Annotated in this window: 11 protein-coding genes, 3 pseudogenes and 2 riboswitches; of the genes and pseudogenes, 8 read left to right on the top strand and 6 right to left on the bottom strand. The window is 46.0% G+C overall.

The features are described 5' to 3' along the window. Nucleotides 1-2: 2 nt before the first annotated feature. A complete protein-coding gene (locus tag RE628_RS27660) occupies nucleotides 3-3041 on the top strand; it encodes an S-layer homology domain-containing protein (protein WP_309156549.1) in 3039 nt (1012 codons plus the stop codon). A 78-nt stretch (nucleotides 3042-3119) separates the two neighbouring features. Here the strand turns inward: RE628_RS27660 and RE628_RS27655 are convergent. After that, a pseudogene (locus RE628_RS27655) lies at nucleotides 3120-3730 on the bottom strand (hypothetical protein). Nucleotides 3731-3861: 131 nt separating this feature from the next. After that, a riboswitch (cyclic di-GMP riboswitch) is annotated at nucleotides 3862-3949 on the bottom strand. A gap of 106 nt (nucleotides 3950-4055) precedes the next feature. Next, a riboswitch (cyclic di-GMP riboswitch) is annotated at nucleotides 4056-4147 on the bottom strand. A 279-nt stretch (nucleotides 4148-4426) separates the two neighbouring features. On the opposite strand from RE628_RS27655, the gene rlmN reads away from it, so the two are divergent. Beyond that, nucleotides 4427-5488: a dual-specificity RNA methyltransferase RlmN gene (gene rlmN / locus RE628_RS27650; RefSeq protein WP_309156547.1), complete on the top strand. Its 1062-nt coding sequence runs from the start codon at nucleotides 4427-4429 to the stop codon at nucleotides 5486-5488. Between the two features lie 294 nt (nucleotides 5489-5782). On the opposite strand, the gene RE628_RS27645 is transcribed toward rlmN, so the two are convergent. Then, on the bottom strand, nucleotides 5783-6529 hold the full coding sequence (locus RE628_RS27645; protein ID WP_309156546.1) for a helix-turn-helix domain-containing protein: 747 nt from the start codon (nucleotides 6527-6529) through the stop codon (nucleotides 5783-5785). Between the two features lie 109 nt (nucleotides 6530-6638). Between RE628_RS27645 and RE628_RS27640 the strand changes: the two are divergent. Then, nucleotides 6639-8923 (top strand): annotated as a pseudogene (locus RE628_RS27640) (glycoside hydrolase family 65 protein). 123 nt (nucleotides 8924-9046) lie between these two features. On the opposite strand, the gene RE628_RS27635 reads toward RE628_RS27640, so the two are convergent. The 4 genes and pseudogenes from RE628_RS27635 to RE628_RS27620 form a co-directional block, all read right to left on the bottom strand. Further along, entirely contained in the window at nucleotides 9047-9556 is a 510-nt protein-coding gene (locus RE628_RS27635) for a DUF2165 family protein (RefSeq protein ID WP_309156545.1), read from the bottom strand. A gap of 147 nt (nucleotides 9557-9703) precedes the next feature. Further along, nucleotides 9704-10947: pseudogene (locus RE628_RS27630) on the bottom strand (sugar MFS transporter). 178 nt (nucleotides 10948-11125) lie between these two features. Continuing rightward, on the bottom strand, nucleotides 11126-11305 hold the full coding sequence (locus RE628_RS27625; protein WP_309156544.1) for a DUF2524 domain-containing protein: 180 nt from the start codon (nucleotides 11303-11305) through the stop codon (nucleotides 11126-11128). A 118-nt stretch (nucleotides 11306-11423) separates the two neighbouring features. Next, nucleotides 11424-12335, bottom strand: a complete 912-nt coding sequence (locus tag RE628_RS27620) for a serine hydrolase domain-containing protein (protein ID WP_309156543.1) — start codon at nucleotides 12333-12335, stop codon at nucleotides 11424-11426. A gap of 628 nt (nucleotides 12336-12963) precedes the next feature. On the opposite strand from RE628_RS27620, the gene RE628_RS27615 reads away from it, so the two are divergent. From RE628_RS27615 to RE628_RS27595, 5 genes are all read left to right on the top strand, one after another. Further along, nucleotides 12964-13614: an alpha/beta hydrolase gene (locus tag RE628_RS27615; protein ID WP_309156542.1), complete on the top strand. Its 651-nt coding sequence runs from the start codon at nucleotides 12964-12966 to the stop codon at nucleotides 13612-13614. A gap of 20 nt (nucleotides 13615-13634) precedes the next feature. After that, nucleotides 13635-14594 (top strand): ABC transporter permease, encoded by a 960-nt coding sequence (locus RE628_RS27610; RefSeq protein WP_309156541.1) that lies wholly within the window; start codon nucleotides 13635-13637, stop codon nucleotides 14592-14594. Nucleotides 14595-14613: 19 nt separating this feature from the next. Next, entirely contained in the window at nucleotides 14614-14991 is a 378-nt protein-coding gene (locus RE628_RS27605; RefSeq protein ID WP_309156540.1) for an ABC transporter permease family protein, read from the top strand. Next, a complete protein-coding gene (locus RE628_RS27600; RefSeq protein WP_309156539.1) occupies nucleotides 14988-15515 on the top strand; it encodes a carbohydrate ABC transporter permease in 528 nt (175 codons plus the stop codon). The genes RE628_RS27605 and RE628_RS27600 overlap by 4 nt, the downstream gene beginning before the upstream one ends. A 242-nt stretch (nucleotides 15516-15757) precedes the next feature. Next, nucleotides 15758-17365, top strand: coding sequence for an extracellular solute-binding protein (locus tag RE628_RS27595; RefSeq protein ID WP_309156538.1), 1608 nt, complete (start codon nucleotides 15758-15760; stop codon nucleotides 17363-17365).

Raw genomic sequence — 17365 nt, 5'->3', positions numbered from 1 at the left:
CGGTGAAGTACCTGGAGGAGGGAACGGATAAGGAGTTATCCCCGTCAACTTCAGTTCCAGGGAAGACCGGAGAAACGGTGAAGGTAACAGCCGCAGAAGTAGCGGGATATACACCGGAGAAGTCGGAAGACACTTATGTGTTGAAGGCCGAAGGAAATGAGTATATCTTCTACTACACCGCGAAAGAGCAAGCGGTAACGGTGAAGTACCTGGAGAAGGGAACGAAGAAAGAGTTATCCCCGTCCACTTCAGTTCCAGGGAAGACCGGAGAAACGGTGAAGGTAACAGCCGCAGAAGTAGCGGGATATACACCAGAGAAGTCGGAAGACACGTATACGATGAAGGCCGAAGGAAACGAGTACATTTTCTACTACACTGCGAATAAGCAAGCGGTGACGGTGAAGTACCTGGAGAAGGGAACGAATAAGGAGTTATCCCCGTCCACTTCAGTTTCAGGGAAGATCGGAGAAAAGGTGAAGGTAACAGCCGCAAAAGTAGCGGGATATACACCAGAGAAATCGGAAGACAGTTATACAATGAAGGCCGGAAATAACGAGTATATCTTCTACTATACTGCGAATAAGCAAGTGGTGACGGTGAAGTACCTGGAGAAGGGAACGAATAAGGAGTTATCCCCGTCCACTTCAGTTCCAGGGAAGACCGGTGAAACGGTGAAGTTAACAGCCGTAAAAGTAGCGGGATATACACCAGAGAAATCGGAAGACAGTTATACAATGAAGGCCGGAAATAACGAATATATCTTCTACTATACTGCGAATAAGCAAGTGGTGACGGTGAAGTACCTGGAGAAGGGAACGAATAAGGAGTTATCCCCGTCCACTTCAGTTTCAGGGAAGACCGGAGAAAAGGTGAAGGTAACAGCCGCAAAAGTAGCGGGATATACACCAGAGAAGTTGGAAGACACGTATACAGTGAAGGCCAAGGGTAACGAGTACATCTTCTACTACACTGCGAATAAGCAGGCGGTAACGGTGAAATACCTGGAGAAGGGAACGAATAAGGAGTTATCCCCGTCAACTTCAGTTCCAGGGAAGACCGGAGAAACGGTGAAGGTAACAGCCGCAAAAGTAGCGGGATATACACCAGAGAAGTTGGAAGACACGTATACAGTGAAGGCCAAGGGTAACGAGTACATCTTCTACTACACTGCGAATAAGCAGGCGGTAACGGTGAAATACCTGGAGAAGGGAACGAATAAGGAGTTATCCCCGTCAACTTCAGTTCCAGGGAAGACCGGAGAAACGGTGAAGGTAACAGCCGCAGAAGTAGAGGGATATACACCAGAGAAGTCGGAAGACACTTATGTGTTGAAGGCCGAAGGAAATGAGTATATCTTCTACTACACCAAAGATGAGCCTACTGAACCTGAAGAGAAATTTACGACGGTAACTGTAAGGTATGTAGATAGCAAATCGAATGAAGAAATTGATCGAGAGGTAATTGATAATGCTGTCGTCGGCAAGCTTATCAATCTCGAGGCGAAGACAATTCAGGGTTATACAAAGGTAGCTCCTACCTCAGTTGATTATTTGGTAGAAGATAAGGAATATAATGAGGTTGTCTTCTACTACACCAAAGATGAGCCTACTGAACCTGAAAAGAAATTTACATCGGTGACTGTAAAATATGTGGATCGTGAATCGACGGAAGAACTTGGTCGGGAAGTGATTGAGAATGCTATCGTCGGAGATCGGATTGATCTTGAGGCGAAGCAGTTTACGGGTTATACGCCTGAGGATCCTACCACTTATAGTTACTTGGTAGAAGATAAGGAATATAATGAGGTTGTCTTCTACTACACCAAAGATGAACCTACAGAACCTGAAGAGAGTCTGATGCTCACGATCTACTATCTTGATCGAGAGACTGGGGAGCCTGTAGCAGACCCGGATAGGAAATATGGATTTGAGGGTAAGGAGATTGACTTACATGCAAAGGTTCCAACTGTAACGGATGCAGTGTACGTACCAGAGGAATCGAGTCATTCTTATACGTTTACTGATGCTCTGGAGCAATATTATGAATTCTACTACAACAAACAAGTAGATCCAGAACCAGCCGAGTACACAGTAACCATCAAATACCTTGAGCAGGGCACCAATCGTCAGCTTGCCACTCCAAGTACAGAGAAAGGCAAGTTAGGAGATATACTGACATTAAAAGCAGTAAGCGTGTCAGGATATACTCCGACGAAGTCAAGCGTATCGTATGAGATTAAAGAGGGCGAATCGCTAGAGTACATCTTCTATTACACGAAGAATTCTTCAGGCAATCCGGACCCGAGCGGTCCTAGCCCAGGAGGCTCTTATACAACACCATTACCTCCTCCGCCACCGGTAACACCATTGCCGCCAGTACCGCCTAAATTGGATACCGAGAACCACTTCGATTATATCCAAGGCTATCCAGATGGCAATGTGAAGCCGCAGAACAATATCAGTCGTGAAGAAGTGGCAGCGATTTTCTATCGTCTGATGGATGATGAAAGTCGGGCTAACTATTACTCCACATCCAATTCATTTAGTGATGTGAAGAACACGCGTTGGTCCAATAAGCATATTTCGACGATGGTCAATGCAGGTATTATTACCGGTTATCCGGATGGAACATTCAAACCAGGTCAACCGATCACTCGGGCTGAATTTGCCGCAATTGCTGCCAGATTCGATAAGCTTGATGATCGGAAGAGCGGATTGTTTACAGACATTAGTGGACATTGGGCTGAGAAGTACATTCTTTCGGCAGGTAACAAAGGATGGATCAAGGGCTATACAGACGGAACCTTCAAGCCGAACCAATATATTACTAGAGCGGAGGCTATGTCCTTCATCAATAGTGTATTGAATCGCAAAGTGAAGGAATCTGGAATCCTTGAGGATGCCAAGAAGTGGCCGGATAATCCAGCAACAAGCTGGTATTATGAGGATGTCATCGAAGCGACCAATAACCATGATTACTCACGCAATGCTGACGGTTATGAGACTTGGGAACAACTCAAGCCGCATAGAGTCGAACCTTAAGGAATAAGTGATTTAAAATGAAGAAGAGGCTCCTGTCCGGGATGTGATATAGCCGGAACGGAGCCTCTTTTGTTATATTTATTGATATTTAGAGAATAACTCATTCATAAAATCATAGGTTAACGGCATGTCCTTCTTAAGCTTAGCTTGTGTCTGTTCACTATATAGATAGAGCGTTGCGGTCTCTGCAAAATATTCGGTAGAGTAAGTTGATACATACCCATCTCCCTTATAATCTACGTCGGCTTCTTCTTCCAAATGTCTAAGAATTTAGAGGAAGAGCTGATGTTGTCGAGTACAAGACGGTCTATGGCGTGGAAAGTCTCATGAAGCTCTAAGTTCTGCCCGTTGTGGCCTTTACCCTGGTCGCTATAGCCGATTCTAGCTATAACGATATTAGAGCTAACGCCAGGAACATCGTCCCAAGTGAGGCCGGTATTCTCCCATCCCCGTGGGGTGATTCCCTTATACTGCGAGAATTCGGGCTCATCGGTTATTTTACCGGAGACCAGCTTAATATTTACATGCTTGTCCTTGAGGCCCTGCAGAAGTGGAGTAGGTATAAGTGCCAGATGATTCATCATCTTATCGGCTTCAAGCTTGTTGTAATTGCCTTGGGGTAATATCACGATGTCCTTAAGCAGGTTATTGTCGGCCTGAGCGTAGCTGAATGTGTTCGAGAAGCTCATAACAAAGAGTAGGCAGGTAAGAAACAGGATCGGGATACGTCTGATCAGCTTCAAAATAATCTCTCCATTCATTTCAAAAATTCGCATAATTCACCGAATCGGAAGAAATGAATGAAGTATTCATTCTCCATATCGGCAGCTGGCTGGCCTGGCGGTATATCCGCTGTAGCCCCTATAGCTTTGCGCCCCCATCTTTCGAAGGGTTTGCCCTTATCAATATGAAAATAGCAATAAAGTTCAAAAATGAGAGTTTCATAGAAACAAAAAAACCTTCTTACCGAGTAAGAAGGACGGTTCAAGCGATAATAACGCTCTACGCTTCTATATCGGCAACTGGCTGGCATGTGAAGGAGTTGTCCTCACGAAGCCCCTATAGCTTTGCGTCCCCGTCTTTCGAAGGGTTTGCCTTGATCCATTTAAGAGATGAATTGATTTGGAAAAAATATGAATCTACCTATTAATAAACATAAATCTAATAGAGTAAATAGTCAACTATTTTCTATCATAAAGAGCCTGTATTAGAGTGGAATTTACAAGTTAATGAAATGATGCAGTTGATGAAAGAAAGCAAGTGTTGGCAAGCGCGGCATAGCCCTTGTGTTAATACTGAAAATTTGGGACAATAGTACAGATTACAGTCCTCTCGCGGATTGACAGATGAGAGGCTATTTTACAGTTTTGAAAAGAGGAACTGGCATGAATAATACATCCATTTATGGATATACATTAGACCAGCTTGGAGCTTGGCTCGAAGAACATGGCGAGAAGAGATCAAGGGCTGGGTTCGTCTGGGATAACTTATATCGCAAGCGGGTTAAGAGTATTTCGGAGATGGTAGATGTTCCGGAACAGTGTGTACAGCTGCTAAGCGACCATATGACGATGCAGACAATGTCCGAGCATACTCGGCAGGAGTCCAAGGACGGTACTGTAAAATTTCTGTTCAAATTACAGGATGGAAATCTGATTGAGACGGTACTGATGAGGCATAAGTTCGGTCTATCCGTCTGCGTAACGACCCAGGTGGGATGCAATATCGGCTGTAGCTTCTGCGCGAGTGGATTGCTGAAGAAGAGCAGAGACCTGTCCACGGGTGAAATTGTAGAGCAAATTATGAAAGTTCAGCTCTATCTGGATGAGGTACAGCGCGGAGAACTTGTTAGTCATATCGTAGTTATGGGTATTGGCGAGCCATTCGACAATTTTGAGAATGTCATTAATTTCTTGAAAGTGATGACCGACCACAAGGGACTGGCGATTGGCCCAAGACATATTACGGTCTCAACTAGCGGTCTAGCAGAGAAAATTAAGGAATTTGCCGATCTTAACCTGCGAGTCAATCTGGCGATCTCTCTGCATGCTCCGAACAATGAGCTGCGGACTAGAATCATGAAGATCAATCGCGGCATTCCGATCGAGAAGCTGATGGAGGCGATTGATTATTATCTAGATCGCACGAATCAGCGGATTACGATCGAGTATATACTACTCCGGGGTGTGAACGATGGCCGGGAGCAGGCTGTGGAGTTGACGGAGCTGTTGGACAGTCGCAGGTCATATGTTAATGTGAACTTGATTCCTTACAATCCGGTAGATGAGCACAGCCAATATCAGCGCAGTGATAAGGAATCCGTGCTTGAGTTCTATGACGAGCTGAAGAAGCAGGGTATTAGCTGCAGCGTTCGGATGGAGCATGGCACGGACATCGATGCCGCTTGCGGACAGCTTAGAAGCAAGCAGATGAAGCAGCAAGCATAAGGACTCCCGCATTTACAACCTAGTGAATAAAAGCAGCCATTTCCTGAGGAGGAAGGGCTGCTTTTTATTTTTAACGAAACAGAGTATCGTTATTTGCCTCAAAATATGCTGCTAGAACTTTTAACGAAACTCAGTATCGCTATTGATGCAAATAAGGGGCAAAAAATCAGCAATTCCCTCAAATAACGATATGGTGTTTCGTTAGACTCAAATTCCCCTCGTTTATTTGGATATAACGATTTGTAGATTCGTTAGAGCTCGAAGGAAATAGTCGATCTATCCGTCTAGATCCAATTACGCCCTCTCAGCGCCACTGATACGGAATTTTCTCGGGGTCATGCCAGTAAAATTCTTGAATAACTGCGTATAATAACTCTGATTGCAGAATTTGAACGTAAAGGCAATTTCAGATATAGATTGATTTGTATGGATCAACAGATGCTTGGATTCTTCGATTTTTCGCCCATTAATGAAGGTTGTGATTGGAGTGCCTGTCTCCCGCTTGAATCGGTCTGACAGATAGCTGGGATGAACCTGAAGGACATCTGCTATCTTCTGTAGGGTTAGTTCTTCAAAAATATGCTCGCGGATGTAGCGAATCGCCAGATTTACAATATGAGAGTAAGGCAGCTCAGCTTTCTCGGAACGGATCATCGCCACGAACTGCACTAGCATTTCATATTCGAAATGAATGAGTCGCTCGACATCCCCAGCCTTCTCAATTTCCAATATCATCGTATCGCTTAAATGAAAGGCGATCTCCGGATCAACCCCACCCTTGATAATCGCTCGAGTGAATAAAGTGCAGGAAGCGATCAAGGCATTCTTCTTGGAACGTAGTGGGTAGGCGGCAAGAACTGCGGCCTCTAGCTCATTAATTTTGTGCAGCATGTCCATCGCTCTATGTTCATCGCCGAAGCGGATCGCTTCCAGCAGCTCATGCTCATAATCGAAGGGGGGATGGATGAAATTGTCACGCAAATATTGCATCCGGGATGATACATAATATGGCTGATTGTCCGGACGGGAGGACTTGTTCATTATTTCCCACCACCTAAAAATATTGATAAAAAACTTGATATTTTAGTATAACATAATTTCTTTTCGCACTAAAATTCAAGCATAACCTGTTAGGGAGGAAGGACCGATCATGACCTGGAGAATATCAAACGCTGAACTGTCACAGCAAGCTTTGTTGAATATGGAAAGTATTTTTGCACTTGGAAACGGTTACTTAGGGGTGCGAGGCAACTTTGAAGAAGGTTATGGGGCAGAATGTCCACGATTCGCGGTACTTATCTGAATGCCTTTCACGATGTTATAGAAATTCCTTACGGCGAGAAATTGTTCGCCTTTCCTGATACACAACAGAAGCTCGTTAATAATATCGATGCACAGACGATTCTGATCTACTTAGGTGATGAAGAAGAGCCGTTCCGTCTTGATCAGGGAACGATCACCGTGCATGAGCGCAGCCTGCATATGGATAAAGGGTATGCAGAGAGAATGCTGCAGTGGAGATCACCTGCCGGCAAAGAGATCAAACTAATCTTCCGCCGCTTTGTATCCTTCACCCACCGCGAGTTGTTCGCGATCCAGATGCGGATCGAGCCGGTGAATTACAATGGCCAAGTAAGAATCGTCTCGACCGTTAATGGTAAAGTGACGAACTATACGAACGCCAACGACCCAAGGGTCGGGGCCGGACATGCCGAGCGGATGAAGGTGGTTGATGCTGGAGTTGAAGGTGACATAGGCTATGTCGTCGATGAGACGATGGTATCTAAGCTGCGGGCGGCCTGCGTAACTCGTCATGATCTGAGCACCAATGCCGACGTTCAATTGCAGGCCGATGCAGGTCAAGTGACTTATACAGCTTCCTTCACGTTGACAGAAGCGGCGACTCTGACGAAGTATAACCTGTACACAGACAACCTCCGCCATGGCGAAGCGATTGTCGAACAGGGGATTCGATTGCAAGAACATCTGAAGGAGTTTTCTTTCGAGGAATTGTTGGCAGAACAGACGGAATATATGCAACAATATTGGAAATCCGCTGATGTGCTGATCGAGAATGATGCGCAGCTACAGGAAGGGATTCGCTTCAACCTGTTCCAATTGCTGCAATCAGCGGGTCGGGATGAACACAGCAATATCTCTGCCAAAGGCTTGAGCGGGGAAGGTTATGAAGGCCATTATTTCTGGGATACGGAAATTTATATGTTCCCAGTGTTCCTGATGACGCAGCCGGACATAGCCCGTCAGCTCCTGCTGTATCGATATTCATCGCTCGATCATGCCAGGGCAAGAGCTCGCGAGATGGGGCATAAGCAGGGGGCATTATTCCCATGGCGCACGATCGCAGGTACGGAATGTTCCTCGTTCTTCCCGGCGGGAACGGCGCAGTATCATATTAGCGCGGATATCGCATACAGCTATATCCAGTATTATCTCGCTGAGCAGGATAAGGGCTTCCTTCTGTCCTATGGGGCAGAGGTGTTGATTGAGACAGCTCGTCTATGGGCTGAGATTGGCCACTATTATAATGGGGCCTTCCATATCGATGAGGTAACTGGGCCAGATGAATACACCTGCTGTGTGAACAATAACTATTACACGAATGTGATGGCCAAACATAACTTGAAGTGGGCAGCCAAGAGCTGTGCGATCCTGAAGGACTACAATGCTGCCGGGTTTAAGGCTCTCTGTGTCCGCCTTGGAATTACCGAAGAGGAGATTTCCGCTTGGGATAAAGCTGCCGATGCTATGCTGTTGCCATATGATGAGGCGCTTGGCATTAACCCGCAGGATGATACGTTCCTTCGCAAGGCAGTATGGGACTTTGAGAACACACCGAAGGAGAATCACCCGTTATTGCTGCACTATCATCCGTTGACCATTTATCGCTATCAAGTGTGTAAACAGGCGGATACTGTGCTAGCTCACTTCCTGCTTGAGGATGAGCAGAGCGAAGAGACAATCAAGCGTTCATACGACTACTATGAAGGAATCACGACACATGATTCTTCTTTGTCATCCTGCATCTTCAGCATTATGGCTTCGAAGATCGGCAATATGGAAAAGGCGTATGAGTACTTCATCGAGACTGCGCGTTTGGATCTGGATAATACGCATGGCAATACGAAAGACGGCTTGCATATGGCCAATATGGGCGGCACATGGATGTCGATTGTATTCGGCTTTGCTGGCATGCGTCTGAAGGAGAGCGGTCTTTCGCTCGCGCCAGCCATTCCACAGGATTGGCAGAAATATGCGTTCCGTCTCAACTTCCGCGGACGTCTCATCGGTGTATCGATTGGGCGGGACGATGTAACTGTAGAGCTTGTAGAGGGTGAAGTCATTACGATCAAGCTCTATGACGAGGAAGTAAGGCTAGTGCCAGGGCAGCCAGTTAAGCGACCACTTCAGAGTTAATAACCAGTGTTAAAGAATTAAAGTTCTCAGACAAGAATGCAGAAAAATAAGAAACCTCTCCGTTAGTAGTGTAGTGTGTGTAACTACCTTCTACCAAGGAGGGGTTTCTTTTTGCTTATAATCTTATTTCTTCGTGGTTCCTTCAGGAAGACTGAATAGAATCATAAATCCTAGGAGTACTTCGGTAATGTCCATAGCGGTTTGTTTACCATTCCAAATCTGTGATTGCCACATAGCAAACCATTCGGAACCGATCACAATAAATCCTACAAACCAAATACAAAGAGCTAGGAGAAATGCAATGTACCCTAATTTCTTCGTAGATGAGAACGTCTGGGAATCTTTGTTGATCGCCCTGAGCATTTGGATTGCTGCAGCCCAACCAAGAACCGCAACCGCCCCTTCAGCAATAATCAATACCCAGTAAGCAACCAGCCATGCTGCTGGGCTCGTGATCGAACGCCACATAAGATCATTACCCTCAAAGGTTGTGTCCATGGAGAGAACATGCTTAACAAACTCATAGTTCGATCCAAAATCCATCAGATTACCCAGAAATACAAATGTAGCGAACAAACCTGGCAGAAAGATAGCCGCAATTTTTAACAAACGTACATACTTGAACTCTGACATACATAACCCCCTTGCTTGTGTTGAAGTATATATGGCACCAAAGTTCAACGAATGAATCTCGAACTTGGTGATATACCTCTAGGAGTAGAATCTCAGTTGCTTTTTTAAAAGCAATGTTACAAGTATATGAGGTTCGATAGAAAATACTTACAGAAGTTCTTGTCTCCGCTTCAAATGACGGTACAGAACAAGGCTAGCTAGCGAGCAGATGATCGCACATAAGCCGATGAAGCCATATCCGGCCTGCAGTCCGCGAAGCAAGCCGAGCTCTGGGCCTTGGCTGGACATAAATAGTCGCTTGATACCGTCAGTAATTGCCCCGATTAGATAGTTGCCGATGACACTGCCGACGCCCATCAGCGTGACGATGAAGGTGATGGCGGTGTCGCTGTTGCTGCGGTATCGCTTGGCGATCAACGCCATAATGGTCGGATAGACCGGTGCGATACCGATCCCGGCAATTGCGAACAGAACCGCCCCCGGCTCGCCGATTAGAATGGCTGCGAAGGTACAGACGCCAGTAAAGGCTGCCAGAATAATTAAGGATAATGTGAAGCCGATCCGGTCAACAATGGGGCCTATGACCAGCCGGGCTAAGGTGAAGCATAGGAAGAATCCGGATAACATCCCCGCGGCTGCGGTAGTATCCCAATGATAAGCCTTCTCCAGGAAGTTAACGAGCCATCCGCCTACGGCCAACTCAGAGACGACACCGAAGGATAGAATGGTAACGAGCAACCACATGACCGGATCACGCAGGAATGCCTTCATCGGCGTTCGTTCTTCCTCCGAATTGTTCTGGTCTGAAACCGGCCAAGCAGAGCCGGGATCATCGGGATGAGACATAAGGACAACACGACCAGATACATGCCTCTCCAATCGAGCGTGTGTCCGAAGAGAGTGACAGTCATCAGACCTGATGCGAGCATCGGAGCGACCGTTGAACTTAAGCCGTAGAAGAAATGCGATAAGTTCATCATCGTGCCGGTATTTTTGATGAAGATTTGGGCGCCTAGTACGGCCAGCGCGATCTCCAGCATCCCGTTGCCGAGATACATGAAGAAATAGGAGCCTGTTAACGCAGGGTAGCTTTGAGATAGGAATATGAAAATTCCGGAGGCGACCATCGAGCCAAAAGCGATTAATGTGACGCATTTGACGCCCCACTTCCGCACCAAGAAGGCGGTAAATGAACAGGCCAGCAGATAGCCGAGTGAATTCAGCGATAGCAGCGTTCCAATCTGCATCTCGTCCAAGCCGAAATTCATCTGAATTCGCGGAATGGCCGGGCCTTTAACGTTCTCGGAGAAACCGAATACCAGGAAACCGATAAATACGGTCAACACCTGGAATATGTAATTACGCTTTGAAGCTTTTGATGATGTAATCAAAATGCCCTCTCCGATCCATGATAATGATGTTATGAATAAGTGAGAGCGTATCACAGTTCAAGCGATCCAGCTAGTTGAAAAATGCGCTTTGATGGTCAAAAATAGACATTCGCTTACACCGAACTAGGCACTAATAAAAGAAAAGGACCACGGAGGTTCCCGGGTCCCTAATGATACATTATGGAATATCGCATTTGTTCCTGATGAATGAGATTTGATTCTCTAGACGATGAACCCGTTCTTGAATCTCCTTGCTTGCTGTACCTTGTCCGCGCAGGGATTCAAGCTCTTGTATCAGTTGATGAAGATCATCTCCGGATCGAGAGCAGTCATAATTGCTATTAATATCCTCCAGCATGGTCTAACCCTCCATAATATCGATTGGACTCGGATTATCTTGTCCTCGTGGACAATCCGTAACACTGCATATTATGGCGGTTTTCGATGTGAAGTTATTCAACGAAATTGTAGTTACCTTATAACTGCGGGAAGATTTCAGCCCATACAATATCCAGAATCTCTTGCATATGCTCTTCCTGGCTATTGATAGCAATTACAGCGTCCTGATCGGACAATACGATACAGAACTGACCATAGGCCCCATCCGCACGATAGACGTCATGGGTACACATCCAGAATTGGCAGCCATAGCCCTGGCTCCAATCCGAGCTGCCTTGGTTGTCGATTTGCTTGCGCGTTACAAAGTCAATCCACTCCGCAGGCACCAATTGCTTGCCTTCCCACAAACCTCTCTGCAGCAAAAATTGACCAAAGCGGCTAAGCTCCTCATTGTTAATGACCAATCCGGCGCATCCGAGCGTAATGCCAAGCGGGGAAGTCTCCCAATATACATCATGAATCCCCAATGGTTCGAATAAGCGCGGGGTTAAATAATCCTGCACGGTCTGTCCCGTTGCGGCTTGGATTAATGCTGAGATGATAAAGGTGTCACCACTACTATAGGTAAACAACTCTCCTGGAGCTCTGTCCAGAGGTAGAGACATATAGTATTTTACCCAGTCCTTCTCTTCAAGGCTTGCTCTCTCCGTCATAGTAAGCGGAGGGTTGTCATGTCCGGAAGTCATGCGGAGCAGATCATATAATGTTAGATCACCGGGGTGCATGGCTGGCTCTATATTAGCGTCTTCAAAGACATATTGCGGGAAAAATTCTTTCAGCTTCGTATGTAATGACAGCTTTCCTTCTGAGATTGCCAGTCCTGCAGCCATACAGGTAAAGGATTTGCTGATAGAGTGCTGAATTCGCCGCTCATCTATGGTTAGATCCCACTGTGCTGCAAGCTCTCCATGCTGGAGCACACGTGAGGACAATACGTTTAATCCTTGCTCAGTAACACGATCGACAAAGCCTGTAAGTGACAGAGCCATGGTTAGGGAGCCTTCTTTCTTGTTGGAATGAATAGAAACGTTTCATAAAAACACTATCAAAAAAGAATTTATTATATTTTCACCAAGGTGTCAACCGTCAGAGTGGAAGCGATTACCGATTCAAGATCAATTCCTATTACAGGCCGTAAGTATATGATAAAACACAGTTTCCCGATGATTTTCCAGTCCAGGAGTTCGAAAAATAATTTGTAAAAAATATGGTTGACACGATCTAGGAACAGGAATATGATGTTATCGAAACGATTCGAGTTAATCGCTTACATCATCCTTTATTTTCCTGTATCCAGGTCTAATTAACATGAGTATCATAGGCTTGTACCCTAATGGTACAGGAGGAAGTAGGCTTTTTATCTATTTTAATATGATTTTATGTGAACTGAGAAACGTTTCGTGTCTGTATGGGTCTTGTAGTCCACCAGGGGGTGGATTACGTTAATAGATCATTGAAGCTGCTAGTAATGAAGCCGCTCAAAATCAAGCGTTGATGAAAGGGGTTACATATGGCGCACATCACGATAGATACAGGATCGCCGACATTGCGAATGACAACTAGTATCCATGTGATCTCCCGGTTGATAGCGGAGTTCCTTCAGAAAGTACTTTGTATTTGCTGCATGGTGCAGGCGATAATGCGAGCACCTGGCATCGTCTGACAACGGTGGAACTGTATGCTGCCAGATATGGCTGCACGGTTATCATGCCGCAAGTGAATCGTAGCTATTACACCGATATGGAGTATGGCCTGGATTATTTCCATTATGTCACGCAGGAGCTGCCCGCATTTTGTTCTCGTCTGTTCAAGCTGAACAATGATCCGCAGCACACCTATATTACAGGGTTGTCCATGGGCGGATATGGCGCGTTGAAGGCTGCTCTCACTTATCCGGACCGATATGCCAAGGCTGTATCGCTGTCAGGGGTAACTGATATTCAGCAGCGTCTTCGTGATCCGAAGATGGAATCGGGGATGGCCAGAGAGATGCAGGCTGTCTTTGGAACCGAGCTTCTCGTTAAGCCGGAGCAGGATTTATATGCGCTTGCTGCCAAACGGATTGAAGAAGGTGCGAAGCTCCCGGCTCTGCTTTGCTGCTGCGGTACGGAGGATCCCTTCATTGGGATGAATCGCGAGTTCGCCGATCATATGCGTTCTACACCATTTAATTTCGAGTATGTGGAAGGCCCGGGAACCCATGATTGGTTCTTCTGGGAGGAACATCTCAAGACGACTTTTGAATTCCTGTTTGATGATAAGAATTAAGAAGAGTGAGGGGATGCAATTTGAAACCTGCTGCCATAGGACCTGAACAAAAAACAAATACGCGTTCAAAACCACGGTCCTGGTTCATGGAAATCTGGAAACACCGGATGACCTATACGCTGCTCCTACCCGGCTTGATTTGGTTATTTGTATTTGCTTATATGCCGATGGGTGGTTTATCGCTAGCCTTTAAGCATTACAAAGCCAATATGGGGATCTGGGGAAGCCCTTGGGTGGGCTGGGAGAATTTTAAGTATGTCTTCCGTGATCCAACCTTTGTCGATGCGATATGGAGAACGTTATACGTCAACATAATCAAACTCTTTATTTCGTTTCCATTCCCGATTCTGCTTGCTCTTTTGCTGAATGAGCTGCGGATGGGAAAGATGAAGAAAGTGTTCCAGACGGTATTTACTTTTCCACAATTTCTATCTTGGATTATCGTGTCCGGGATCATCATCAATGTACTGTCTTATGATGGTCTGCTGAACAGTTTGCTCTCAATGCTTGGACTGTCGACGATCAATTTCCTTGGCTCCGAGAAGATGTTCCTACCGATGCTGATCCTTACGGATATCTGGAAATCAACAGGATGGGGAGCGATTATCTTCCTAGCCGCCATCTCCGGGATTGATCAGGATCAATATGAATCAGCACAGATCGACGGCGCATCACGGATGCAACAAATATTCAAAATTACGCTTCCAAACATTCTGCCAACCGTTACGGTAATGTTCATTTTGAATGTGGGCGGTTTGATGTCAGCCGGTTTCGATCAGATCTTCAACTTGGCGAATGCAGCTACGCAGAACGTGTCTCAGGTGCTGGACGTGTATATTTACCGGATTACGTTCCAGTCTTCAACGGACTTCTCGTTCTCGACGGCGGTCAGCTTGTTCCGGTCATTGGTGAATATGGTTCTGCTGCTGTCTGCGGACCGGATTGCAAAAATGATGGGCGGAGACGGATTATTCCGTTAGGAAAGGAGTGTAGAGATAGATGAGTACGAAAGCTGCAAAACGACATAAATTTCGGGTCGGAAAAATGACGTTTATGGATTATTTTCTATTAGTCCTATTAACGATATTGTCCTTGATGATCATCATTCCTTTCTGGAACGTCATTATGATCTCGTTCGCGACCCAGAAGGAATATGCGGATAATCCGATGATGCTGTGGCCGAAGCACCCTACGCTGGACGCATACCGGGCACTATTCCAAGATGGAAGACTTCTCACGGGTTTCCTGAACACGTTTAAGATATTGATCATCGGTCTGCCGCTCAGCTTGTTCCTGACGAGTACGATGGCCTACGGTCTAAGCAGGAATAAGTTCCCTGGTAAAAGGGGATCTTCTTCATCGTCCTGTTCACGATGATATTCAACGGTGGGATCGTTCCGCTATATCTGGTCATGAAGTCGCTCCACCTGACTGGATCACTCTGGTCGGTCATCTTGGTGGGAAGCTTCAGTGCCTTCAATATGATTTTGATGATGAACTATTTCCAGGGGCTGCCTGAATCGCTGATGGAATCGGCGAGACTTGACGGAGCGGGGGAATGGAAAATTCTCTTCTCCATTGTACTGCCGCTTGCGGCTCCGATTATGGCAACAATTACTTTGTTCTATGGCGTGTCTTTCTGGAACGGATGGTATGATGCGATGATCTTCCTGCGCAAGGCGGAACAGCTCCCACTGCAGAACGTCCTGCGGACAATCATTGTAGAATCGACTACGAACGTATCCAACGCTGCCAGTGTGGATGCTCTGACCAAATCGGGCTTCTCCACAGGGATGAAGATGGCCTCGGTCTTTGTATCGATGGTGCCGATTATGTGCTTCTTCCCAATGCTGCAGAAGCATTTCGCCAAAGGGGTGTTAACAGGGGCAATCAAGACCTGATAACCAATAGATTTTTAGTTCACTTTTGATCACGAAGTGGATCAGGAAGCTAATTCGGCATCGAATCTTGAACTCAGCCGGGCCTAAGCGATTGCTTACGAAGTCATGTTTCCTCTGGAAACATCTCAGGTGCTAACGTACCAACTACGTACGCTGCGCTCCTCGAGCCCTAGCTTCATTCAACCTTCTCGGTGCTGAAAACTGAACTGGTAACAAAAATCTTATTAACACGGGGGTAAAGTATGAAAACGAACAAAAAGTTGTCAGTAAAACCTCTTCTGGCTGTCGTACTTGTACTAACGATGATGTTGACGGCATGCTCCTCGAAGCAGGATAATGCGTCCAATGCTGGAGGCAATGCCAAGGATGAGAACGGTGGATACAAAGACAAATTGAAAATTTCCACCGCACAGCTCACTGAGGTAAAGGACGGCCAAATGGACAATGAGTTCCATAAGTTCTGGACGGACAAATTCAATATCGAGTGGGATTACAACTATGTACAATGGGATTCCTGGGCTGAGAAGCTTCGCCTCTGGATCAACTCCGGCGACCTTCCTGATGTGGCAAGCTGGAACTATGTACACGGCGATTTCATGAACTATGTAGATCAAGGACTTCTCTATAAATTCCCGGATGATTGGAAGGAACGTTGGCCGAATGTTGCGGCTGCTTATAAGCTGACTGGACTTGGAGACAAGCTGGAAGAGTTGACTGGCGGAACTTACATCCTGCCAAAACCAGTATACTTCGAGAATAAACCTGCGGATCCGCTTACGAACCAGATCGGTGTTATCGCACTGCGTAAGGATTGGGCGGAGGCAGTTGGTTTTGAACTGAAGGATGCTTATACAACTAGCGAACTGATGGAATATGCAAGATTGGTAAAAGAGAAGGATCCTGGTAAGCTGGGCTCCAAGCTCGTTCCGATCTCGTACAATGCCGATGATGCTCTGACGAATATCATTATGGCGAATAGCGAGCACTCCCGTGTAGAGTCCGCATTCTACAAAGGTGAGGACGGCAAATTCCATTGGGGTCCTGCTGACCCTGAGACGCTGACTGGTCTTAAATTAATGCAACAAGCCTACAAGGAAGGCCTCTTGAATCCAGAATTCTACACCTGGAAGAACAATGAAGGTAGCGATAACTTCAGAGTCAAGGGTGTAGCGGCTATGACAAGCCTTGGCGGTCTAGCATCTTACAGACAAGACATGGATACACAGATGAAGAAGAATCTCGGTGTAGAGAGTGATGAGCTTGTTCATACAGCGATTGTTCTTGGGGATGACGGTAAGTACCGCAACCTGGAACAGCCTAACTTCTGGTCTTCATTGATCTTCTCTCCAAACATTAGTAAGGAGAAATTCGAGCGCATTATGGATCTAATTGATTACTCGACAAGCAAGGAAGGCCAATTGCTGCTGAATATGGGCTTCGAAGGCACGGACTGGAAATATGGCGATAACAACGAGCTTGTGAGCCTGCTTCCTGAAGGAACTTCCATGTCAGATAAATATCCAGCTCGTTTTGAAGGCTTGTATGTCCTAGGCGATGACTTCAGTGTTATCAATCCAGCAATCAAGAAGGAATATCGTGATAGAGCTATAGATCTCTTCAAAGAAAAAGCGAAGCTGGGAACAGAAGGCGGCAAGCTGGCTACTTATGATTGGGATGTGCAATTGTATGATTCCAAGGCGAAGAGCCAAGCATCGTTCGAATATCAGAATGAATATGCCAACTTGATTTTGCAACCAGGTGATTTGGAGGCCAATTGGAAGAAATGGGTAGATAGCAAACAATCCTTGGTTCAGCCGGTTCTGGATGAACTGAACAATTTGAATAAGTAG

The sequence above is a fragment of the Paenibacillus sp. D2_2 genome, assembly GCF_031199965.1.
Lineage (GTDB): Bacteria > Bacillota > Bacilli > Paenibacillales > Paenibacillaceae > Fontibacillus.
Note: the sequence above shows the minus strand (reverse complement) of the source record. Positions and strands in the feature narration are given on the sequence as shown.